The sequence below is a fragment of the Streptomyces sp. C36 genome, assembly GCF_040932295.1.
GTDB classification, from domain to species: Bacteria; Actinomycetota; Actinomycetes; order Streptomycetales; family Streptomycetaceae; genus Streptomyces; species Streptomyces triculaminicus.
In genome coordinates this window covers 1-10917 of record NZ_JBFQGI010000018.1, presented here as the reverse complement: position 1 = coordinate 10917, position 10917 = coordinate 1, and the positions used below count along the sequence as shown (strand labels likewise).

The 10917-nt window shown below is 73.2% G+C and carries 2 protein-coding genes; both read left to right on the top strand.

Going from position 1 to position 10917, the window contains the following annotated elements:
• A partial coding sequence (locus AB4K12_RS31095; RefSeq protein ID WP_368438133.1) for an SDR family NAD(P)-dependent oxidoreductase occupies positions 1-6477 on the top strand: 6477 nt, incomplete at its 5' end.
• Positions 6478-6575: 98 nt separating this feature from the next.
• Positions 6576-10917, top strand: a 4342-nt coding sequence (locus AB4K12_RS31090; protein ID WP_368438131.1) for a type I polyketide synthase, incomplete at its 3' end; no start/stop codon positions are given.

The window sequence follows — 10917 nt, the reverse complement described above, 5'->3', positions numbered from 1 at the left end:
TTGACGCGGGACATGGACTTGTCGGCGTTCGTGTTGTTCTCCTCGGCTGCTGGTGTGTTCGGTAGTGCGGGGCAGGGCAATTACGCGGCGGCGAATGCTTTCCTCGATGCTTTGGCCGAGCAGCGGCGGGCCGAGGGTCTTGCGGCGGTGTCGCTGGCCTGGGGGCTGTGGGCCGAGACCAGCACCCTGACCAGTGCTCTTGGCACCGCCGACCAGCACCGCATCACCCGCTCCGGCCTGGAGGCGCTCGAGACCGAGGACGGGCTCGCCCTCTTCGACATCGCGACCCGCGCCCAGCACGCCGTCGTGGTGCCGGCTCGTCTCGAGCTCGGCGCCCTGCAGGCGCAGGCACGGTCCGGCGCCCTGCCGCCGCTCTTCCGGAGCCTGGTACGTACTCCCGCGCGTCGCGCCGTGGAAACCGCCCAGCAGGCGGACGCTGGACGGTCCGCTCTGGCCCGGCGCCTGGACGGGCTGTCCGAGGCGGACAGGCTCGAGACGCTGCGGGACCTGGTCCGCGAGCAGGCCGCGGCCGTACTGGGGCATGCGACGGCGGGATCCGTCACCGTCGACAGGCAGTTCAAGGACCTCGGCTTCGACTCGCTCACCGCCGTCGAACTGCGCAACGCCCTCAACGCCGCCACCGGCCTCCGCCTCCCCGCGACGCTCGTCTTCGACCACCCCACTCCCGAAGCACTCGCGCACCACCTGATGAACGATCTGCTCGGTTCCTCCGTCGAGGAGCGGCAGCCGATGCCGGTGCCGGCGACGGCCGTCCCCGTCGACGAGCCCATCGCCATCGTCGGCATGAGCTGCCGCTACCCGGGGGGCGTACGGACGCCCGACGAGCTGTGGCAACTGGTCAGCCAGGGCGGTGACGCCATCGGCGGCTTCCCGTCGGACCGTGGCTGGGACGTCGAGTCCCTCTACCACCCGGACCCGGACCACGTCGGTACGAGTTACACGCGCGAGGGCGGCTTCCTCTACGAGGCCGGTGACTTCGACGCGGCCTTCTTCGGGATCTCGCCGCGTGAGGCGCTGGCGATGGACCCGCAGCAGCGGTTGCTGCTCGAGACGTCGTGGGAGGCGTTCGAGCGGGCGGGTATCGACCCGGCGACGCTGCGCGGCTCGCGCACGGGCGTCTTCGCGGGCGTCATGTACCACGACTACGGCAGCCGGCTCGCCGTCGTGCCCGACGGCGTCGAAGGACATCTCGGCATGGGGACGTCCGGCAGCGTCGCCTCGGGCCGCGTCTCCTACACCTTCGGACTCGAGGGCCCGGCGGTGACCGTGGACACGGCGTGCTCGTCCTCCCTGGTGGCTCTGCACCTGGCGGCGCAGGCGCTGCGGCAGGGCGAGTGCGAGATGGCGCTGGTCGGCGGTGTGACCGTCATGGCCACACCGGACACGTTCGTCGAGTTCAGCCGCCAGCGCGGGCTGTCCGCGGACGGGCGCTGCAAGGCGTTCTCCTCGTCCGCCGACGGCACCGGCTGGGCCGAAGGTGCGGGTATGCTGCTCGTGGAGCGCCTCTCGGACGCCCGGCGCAACGGCCACCGCGTACTGGCGGTCGTACGCGGCAGCGCCGTCAACCAGGACGGCGCCTCGAACGGCCTCACCGCCCCCAACGGCCCCGCCCAGCAGCGGGTGATCCGGCAGGCCCTGGCATCGGCCGGCCTGACCGCCGCCGACGTCGACGCGGTCGAGGCACACGGCACGGGCACCACCCTTGGCGACCCGATCGAGGCACAGGCCCTGCTGGCCACCTACGGGCAGGGGCACTCCGAGGACCGGCCGCTGTGGCTGGGCTCCGTCAAGTCCAACATCGGGCACACGCAGGCCGCCGCCGGCGTCGCCGGCATCATCAAGATGGTGCAGGCGATGCGGCACGGCGTGCTGCCGCGCACCCTCCACGTCGATGAACCCACGTCCCACGTCGACTGGGAGGCCGGCTCCGTACGGCTGCTGACCGAACCCGTCGAGTGGACGGCGGACGGCCGTCCGCGCCGCGCGGCGGTCTCGTCCTTCGGCGTGAGCGGCACCAATGCCCACGTCGTACTGGAAGAGGTACCCGACGCCACGGAGGCCGCTCTGCCGACCGGACCCGCCGAGCGGGGCGAGGCGACAACCGCCGTGCCGTGGGTGCTCTCGGCCAAGGACGAGCAGGCGCTGCGGGATCAGGCACGACGCCTCGCCTCCTTCGTCGCCGAGCGCCCGGACCTCCAGCCCGCCGACATCGGCTTCTCCCTCGCCACGTCGCGCGCGGCCCTTGACCACCGCGCTGCCGTCGTCGGCCGCACCCGCGACGAGCTGCTGGCCGCGCTGGCGGAGCTGACGGACGCGACCGACGATGGTTCCGGGGGTGGCCGCCGCCTGGCGTTCCTGTTCTCGGGGCAGGGGAGTCAGCGGGTGGGGATGGGACGGGAGTTGTATGGCGCGTTCCCGGTGTTCGCCGAGGCGTTCGATGCGGTGTGTGGCGAGCTTGATGCGCATCTCGAGCGTCCGTTGCGGGATGTGATGTTCGGTGACGATGGCGAGCTGCTGAATCAGACCGGTTTCACTCAACCGGCGTTGTTCGCCGTTGAGGTGGCGTTGTTCCGTCTCCTCGAGTCCTGGGGCGTACGGCCCGACTTCCTCGCTGGGCACTCGATCGGTGAACTGGCTGCCGCGCACGTCGCCGGGGTGCTGTCCCTTCCCGACGCGGCCGCGCTCGTGGCGGCGCGTGGTCGGTTGATGCAGGCGCTTCCTGCCGGTGGCGTGATGGTGGCGGTGCAGGCGTCGGAGGACGAGGTCCTTCCGCTGCTCGCCGGACACGAGGACCAGGCCGACATCGCCGCCGTCAACGGGCCCACCTCCGTGGTGCTGTCCGGCGCGGAGGACGCTGTCACGGAGATTGCCGCCAAGCTCGCCGCTCAGGGCCGTAGGACGAAGGCCCTTGCCGTGTCGCATGCTTTCCATTCGCCGCTGATGGAGCCGATGCTCGCGGACTTCCGGGCGGTCGCCGAAGGCGTGACCTTCGCCGCCCCGGCCATCCCGATCGTCTCCACGCTCACCGGTCGTCTGGTCACGGACGAGGAACTGTGCGACCCGGAGTACTGGGTGCGGCACGTCCGCCAGGCGGTCCGCTTCGCGGACGCCGTCGAGGCGCTGACGGCCGAAGGCGTGACCGCCTTCCTCGAGGTCGGCCTGGGTGGTGCTCTCGCCGCTCTGGTCCAGGACATCGTCGACGAACCGAGCGTGACGGCCGTCCCCGCCCTACGCGCCGGCCGTTCCGAGGACGCGGCCGTCATGACCGCCGTGGCCCGGCTGCACGTACACGGCACGGCCGTCGACTGGCCCGCCGTGTTCGCCGTCCACCACACCCGGCTCGTCGAACTCCCCACGTACGCCTTCCAGCACCGGCGTTACTGGCTGGAGTCCGGCGTTCCGACGGGCGACGTGGCGTCGGCGGGGCTGACGGCGGCCGAGCATCCGCTGCTGGGCGCGGCGGTGGCGCTCCCCGACGGCGAAGGCGCGCTGCTGACCGGTCGGCTGTCCGTGTCCGCTCAGCCCTGGATCGCCGAGCACGCCGTCATGGGCACCGTGCTGCTGCCCGGAACCGCACTCGTCGATCTCGCCCTGCGGGCGGCGGACGAAGTGGGCTGCGATCGCGTGGACGAACTCCACCTGCCCGCCCCGCTCGTCGTCCCCGCGCAGGGTGCGCTGCGGCTGCAGGCCGTCGTGGGCACCGCCGATCCGGCCGGTCGTCGGGCCGTGAACATCTACTCCCGGCCGGAGCACGCCGACGCCGGCACACCGTGGACGTGCCACGCGACAGGCACGGTCGCACAGGCGCCGGAACACGCAGGGGCCCAGGACCAGGCCCAGGAGCTCGCCGAAACGTTCAGCCTGGCGGCGCAGTGGCCGCCCGTCTCGAGCACGGAGGCTGCCGAGCCCGTCGCACTCGACGGCGCCTACGAGCGGCTGGCGGAGAGCGGCTTCGAGTACGGGCCGGTCTTCCAGGGGCTGCGCGGCCTGTGGCGGCGCCGGCACGGTGACGAGGTGGCCGAGGTCTTCGCGGAGGTCGCGCTGCCCGAAGGGACGGCGGTGACCGGGTTCGGCGTCCACCCGGCCCTGCTCGACGCGGCGTTGCACGCCGTGGGTCTGGGCGGGCTGCTCCCCGACACCGGGGAGGGCCGGATCCCGTTCTCCTGGAACGGTGTGACCGTGCGGGCCACGGGCGCCACGTCCCTGCGGGTCCGTCTGACGGCCTCCGGTCCCGACACCGTCTCGCTGCGGGTCGCCGACGACTCCGGCCGTCCGGTCGCGTCCGTCGACTCCCTCGTCCTGCGAGCGGTCTCCGGCGAGCAGCTGGCGCGGGCCGCGGGCGGGTCCGGTCGCCATGACGCGCTCCTGCGCGTGGAGTGGATGCCGTGGACCCCGGTCCGGACCGTGGACCCGGGCGGACTCGTCGCCGCCCCGCCCGAGCCCCGTACCGTGACCGCGCCCTGGGCCGTCATCGGTGACGACGACGGGCTGCGCGCGGCCTTCGAGGCGGCGGGCGTACCCGCGACGTTCCACGCCGACCTGGCGAGCGTCGCGCGGGAGGCCGAGGCGGCGGGGGACGTGCCGCCGGTGGTCGTCCTCGCGACGGCGGGAGTTCGCCCGGACGGCGATCACCCCGTCCGCCACGTCCACACGACCGCGCACCGCATGCTGGAGCTGCTGCGGCAGTGGCTCGCCGACGACCGGCGGCCCGACTCCCGGCTCGTGGTGCTGACCGGCAACGCGATGGTCACGAGGAACGACGACAAGGAGATCGACCCCGCCCAGGCCGCCGTCTGGGGGCTGGTGCGGTCCGCCCAGTCGGAGAACCCGGGCCGGTTCGTCCTGGCCGACCTGGACCGCGACGCCGCCTCCGTCCGCGCCCTGCCCGCACTGCTCGGTGCGGACGAGGAGCAGTTCGCGGTGCGCAACGGCCAGGTGCTCGTACCCCGTCTCGTACGGGCACCGGCCGGCGCCCCGGAGGCGACTCCCGGCGACGGGCCCGCCTCCGCCGCGGACGGCTCCGCCTTCCCGGCCGACGGCACGGTTCTCGTCACCGGCGCGTCGGGCACGCTGGGACGGCTCGTCGCCCGGCACCTGGTGGCCGAACACGGCGTACGCAGCCTGCTGCTGGTCAGCCGCAGCGGCGGCGCGGCCGCCGGTATGCCCGAGCTGGAGGCGGAGCTCACGGCACGCGGAGCCCGGGTGACCGTGGCGGCCTGCGATGTCGCCGACCGGGAGGCGCTGGCCGGTGTCCTGGCCACGTCGGTACCGGCCGGGAGCCCGCTGACGGCGGTCGTGCACGCGGCCGGCGTCGTCGACGACGGCGTGGTCGCGTCCCTGACGCCCGAGCGCGTCGACCGCGTCTTCGCTCCCAAGGTGGACGCCGCCCTGCACCTGGACGAGCTGACCCGTGACATGGAGCTGTCGGCGTTCGTGCTCTTCTCCTCCGCGGCCGGCGTCTTCGGCAGCCCGGGACAGGCCAACTACGCCGCCGCGAACTCCTTCCTGGACGCGCTGGCCCGGCAGCGGCGTACGGCCGGGCTGCCGGCCCTGTCGCTGGCCTGGGGGCTGTGGGAGGAGAGCAGCGGGATCACGGGGGAGCTGAGCGACGCCGACCGTGGCCGCATGGCCCGCAGCGGTGTCCTGCCCCTGTCCACGGAGGAGGGGCTCGCCCTCCTCGACGCGGCCCTCGCCGGACCCGACCCCGCGCTCGTGCCCGTAAAGCTCGACCAGCCGGAACTCCGCGCCCAGGCGGCGGCCGGCGCGCTCCCGCCGCTCCTGCGCGACGTGGTGCGCGTGCCGGCGCGTCGCACGGCGCGGGCGACGGCGGGTACGGAGACGGCCGGCACGCCCTCGTTGGCCGGGCGCCTGGCCGGGCTCGGCGAACCCGAGCGGCACAAGCTGCTGCTGGACCTGGTGTGCGGGCATGTGGCGGCCGTCCTCGGTCTCCCCTCGCCCCAGGCGGTACGGCCGGGGCAGGCGCTGCGCGACCTCGGGTTCGACTCGCTGACGGCCGTGGAACTGCGCAACCGGCTGGCCAAGGACACCGGACTGAGGCTGGCCCCGACCCTGATCTTCGACTATCCGACGCCCGGCGAGCTCGTGGACCACCTCAAGGCCGAGGCAGAGGCCGAAGCCCAGGCCCAGGCCCAGGCTCAGGCCCAGGCCCAGGCCCAGGCCCAGGCTCAGGCCGAGACCGCCGCCGTCCCTGCGGACAGGGACGTCACCACGCTCCTCGCGGAGCTGGAGAGGATCGAGACGGCCCTGCGGGCCGCCGCGGCCCGGTCCACGGCGGCGGACGACGACGCACACCGCTCCGAGATCGCCTCGAGACTGCGGGGCATGGCGGCCGAGTGGGCGACCGGCGGGACCACCGACCAGGTGGCCGACGACGTGCACGCGGCGACCGATGACGAGCTGTTCGACTTCATCGGCAAGGAATTCGGGATCTCCTGACCCGGGGAGTTGGCCGCCAACTCCCGTACCCACAACGCATTCGACGAATCCGCCGGCTTCGGCTCCGCTCCCGGGCCTTCCGCAAGAGGTGACCTCAGGTGAACGACCCTCAGGTGAACAACGAAGACAAGCTGCGCTACTTCCTCCGGCGCGTCACGGCGGACCTGCACGAGGCCCGCGAGCGACTGCAGGAGCTCGACGCCGCACGGCAGGAGCCGATCGCCATCGTGGCCATGAGCTGCCGGTATCCCGGCGGCGTCAGGTCTCCCGAAGACCTGTGGCGCCTGCTCGAGAACGGCGGGGACGCCATCACGGAATTCCCCGCCGACCGCGGCTGGGACCTGGAGGCGCTCTACGACCCGGACCCGGAGACCCGCGGCACCAGTCACGTGCGCGAAGGCGGATTCCTCGACGACATCGGCCTGTTCGACGCCGGGCTCTTCGCGATATCGCCGCGCGAGGCGCTGACCATGGACCCGCAGCAGCGGCTGCTGCTGGAAAGCTGCTGGGAGGCGTTCGAGCGGGCCGGCATGGACCCCACCTCCCTCAGGGGCAGCCGCACGGGCGTGTTCGCCGGCGTCATGTACCACGATCACTCCTCCGTGCTGCAGCATGCCGTCGAGGACGTCGAGGGCTACATCGGTACGGGCAGCGCGGCCAGCGTCGTCTCCGGCCGGGTGGCCTACACCTTCGGGCTCGAGGGCCCGGCGGTGACGATCGACACGGCGTGCTCGTCGTCGCTGGTGGCTCTGCACCTGGCGGTGCAGGCGCTGCGGCAGGGCGAGTGCGACCTCGCCCTGGCCGGCGGCGTCACGGCCATGTCCAACCCCACGGCGTTCGTGGACTTCAGCCGCCAGCGGGGCCTGGCGGCCGACGGCCGCTGCAAGCCCTTCGCGGCCGCGGCCGACGGCACGGGCTGGGCAGAGGGCGTGGGCGTACTGCTCGTGGAGCGGCTGTCGGACGCGCGGCGCAAGGGGCACGAGGTGCTGGCCGTGGTCCGGGGGAGCGCCATCAACCAAGACGGTGCGAGCAATGGCCTGACCGCCCCCAACGGCCCCTCGCAGCAGCGCGTCATCCGGCAGGCGCTGGAGTCGGCGGGGCTGTCGGCCGTCGACGTGGACGTGGTCGAGGCGCACGGTACGGGGACGACGTTGGGCGACCCGATCGAGGCCCAGGCCCTGCTGGCCACGTACGGGCGCGGGCGCACCGCCGACCGTCCGCTGTGGCTGGGGTCGCTGAAGTCGAACCTCGGGCACACGCAGGCCGCGGCGGGTGTGGGCGGCATCATCAAGATGGTGCAGGCGATGCGGCACGGTGTGCTGCCGAAGACGCTGCACGTGGACGAGCCGTCGCCGCATGTGGACTGGGCGGCGGGCGAGGTGCGGCTGCTGACCGAGCCGGTCGAGTGGACGGCGGACGCCGAGGGGCGTCCGCGACGGGCCGGCATCTCCTCCTTCGGCTTCAGCGGCACCAACGCCCACACGATCATCGAAGAGGCCCCCGAGCCCGAACCGGCCGACGAGGAACCCGCCGCGGCCACCCCCCTGCCCACGCCCGTCGTGCTCTCGGCCACGGACGCGGCCGCCCTACGGGACCAGGCCGCCCGCCTGCTCACCCACGTCACCGATCACCCCCGGTACTCCGTGGCCGACCTCGGCCTGTCATCGGCCACCTCACGCGCGGCGCTCGACCACCGCGCCGCCGTGGTGGCCTCGGACCGGGCGGAACTCGTGCGCGGCCTCGAGGCGCTGACCCGAGGCGACGGGGCGGCGGCCGGTGTGATCGAGGGCCCGGTGGCTCCTCGGCAGACGGTGGCGATGCTGTTCTCGGGACAGGGAAGCCAGCGCGCGGGCATGGGCCGGGAGCTGTACGCGTCCTTCCCCGCCTTCGCCAAGGCCTTCGACGCGGTGTGCGCGGAATTCGGCGTCCACCTCGAGTGGTCGCTGCGGGACGTGATGCTGGACGAGGGCGCCGACGGGCTGCTGGACCGTACGGAATTCGCGCAGCCGGCGTTGTTCGCCGTCGAGGTGGCACTGTTCCGACTGGTGGAGTCCTGGGGCGTACGGCCGGACTTCCTGGCCGGGCATTCGATCGGCGAGCTGGCCGCCGCGCATGTGGCGGGTGTGTTGTCGCTGGCCGATGCGGCGGCGCTCGTGGCGGCGCGCGGTCGTCTGATGCAGGCGCTGCCGGCAGGCGGTGTGATGGTGGCGGTGGAGGCGTCCGAGGACGAGGTGCTGCCGCTGCTCGCCGGCTCCGAGGACCGGGCGGGGATCGCGGCGGTCAACGGGACCACGGCGGTGGTGATCTCGGGTGCGGAGGACGCGGTCGCGCCGGTGGTGGCGCGGCTCGCGGCCCAGGGGCGCAGGACGAAGGCGCTGTCGGTGTCGCACGCCTTCCACTCGCCGCTGATGGAGCCGATGCTGGCCGACTTCCGCGCCGTGGTGGAACGGATGACGTTCGCCGCGCCGTCGGTCCCGATCGTCTCCACGCTGACGGGCCGGGTGGTGTCGGCGGATGAGCTGCGCGACCCGGAGTACTGGGTGCGGCATGTGCGGCATGCGGTGCGGTTCGCGGACGCCGTCGAGACGCTGGTCGCCGAAGGCGTGACCGCTTTCGTCGAGGTCGGCCCGGGTGGCGTTCTGGCGGCTCTGGTCCAGGGCGTTGTGGACGACGACGCGGGTGTGGTGGCTGTCCCCGCCCTGCGCGCGGATCGTCCGGAGGACGCCGCCGTCACGACGGCCGTGGCCCGGCTGTACGTCCACGGCGTCGCCCTCGACTGGCCGGCCGTCTTCGCCGACCGGGGCGCCCGCCGCGTCGACCTCCCCACGTACGCCTTCCGGCGCGACCGCTACTGGCTCGAGACGCGCCCCGTCACCGGCGACCTCGGCCACGCCGGCCTCGGCACCGCCGACCACCCGCTGCTCGGCGCCGTCGTCACCCTCGCCGACGACGACGGCCTGTTGCTCACCGGCCGGCTCTCCACGGCCACCCACCCGTGGCTCGCGGACCACACCGTCATGGGCGTCACGCCGGTCCCCGGCACGGCCCTCGTCGAGCTGGCGATCAGGGCGGGCGACCAGGTCGGCTGCCACCACCTCGAAGAACTCACCCTGTCCACGCCGCTCGTCCTGCCCGCACACGGCGACGGCGGCGTCCGGCTCCAGGTCGTCGTGGACAGCGACGACGCCGGCCGCCGCGCGGTACGCCTGTACGCGCGGCCGGACGAGGCCGCGGAGGACATCCCCTGGACATGCCACGCCACGGGTACGGTCACCACGAGCCGGACCACGCCGTTCGAGCCGACGACGGAGTGGCCGCCGCCGGGCGCCGTCCCCGTCGACACCGACGCGCTGTACGAGCGGATGGCGGGCCTGGGCCTGGAGTACGGGCCCGTGTTCCGGGGCGTACGTGCCGCGTGGCGGCACGGCGACGAGGTCCTCGCCGAGATCGCGCTGCCCGAAGGCGTCGCCGCCGCGGGCTACGGCGTCCACCCGGCCCTGCTGGACGCCGCCCTGCACGCCGTCGGCCTCGGGAACTTCGTCGAGGACCCAGGCCGGGCCCGGATCCCGTTCGCCTGGGACGGCGTCGAACTGCACGCCACCGGCGCGAACGCCCTACGAGTACGCCTGTCACCGGCCGGTACGGATTCCGTATCGCTGCTCGTCACGGACGCCGCCGGCGGCCGGGTCCTCACCGCCGAGTCGCTGACGCTGCGGCCGGTGAGCGCCGGACAACTGGCGGCGGTCGGGGGCGGTGGCGGGCAGGAGTCGCTCTATCGGGTGGAGTGGGTGCGGCGTCCGGTGTCGGACGGCGTGGGCGATGACGCTTCGCCGGCTGATGTGGTGGTTGTGCGTGCTGGTGATGCCGGTGGTGTTGCTGGTGTGTATCGGGTGTTGGGGTTGGTGCAGGAGTGGTTGGCCGATGATCAGCCTGAACGTTCGGGTTCGCGTCTGGTCGTGGTGACGCGTGGTGCTGTGGCCGGTGGTGTGGATCCGTGGCAGTCAGCTGTGTGGGGTTTGGTGCGGTCGGCGCAGTCGGAGAATCCGGGCCGCTTTGTGCTGGTGGATGTCGATGCGGGTGATGAGGAGGCGTCGCTTTCTGCCGCGTTGAGTGTGGGCGAGTCTCAGGTGGTGGTGCGTGGTGGTGAGGTGTTCGTGCCTCGTCTTGTGCGCGCCGAGGTGCCGGAGTCCGCGTCGGGTGACGAGCCTGTTTTCGATGCCGATGGCACGGTGTTGGTGACGGGTGCTTCGGGTGTGTTGGGTCGTTTGGTGGCCCGGCACCTGGTGACCGCCCATGGCGTCCGGCATCTGCTGCTCCTCAGCCGCCGTGGCCTCGAGGCCGAGGGCATGGCCGATCTGGTCGACGAGCTGTCTGGCCACGGGGCGCAGATCACGGTCACGGCCTGCGATGTCGCTGATCGGGTGGCGTTGGCGGGTGTGC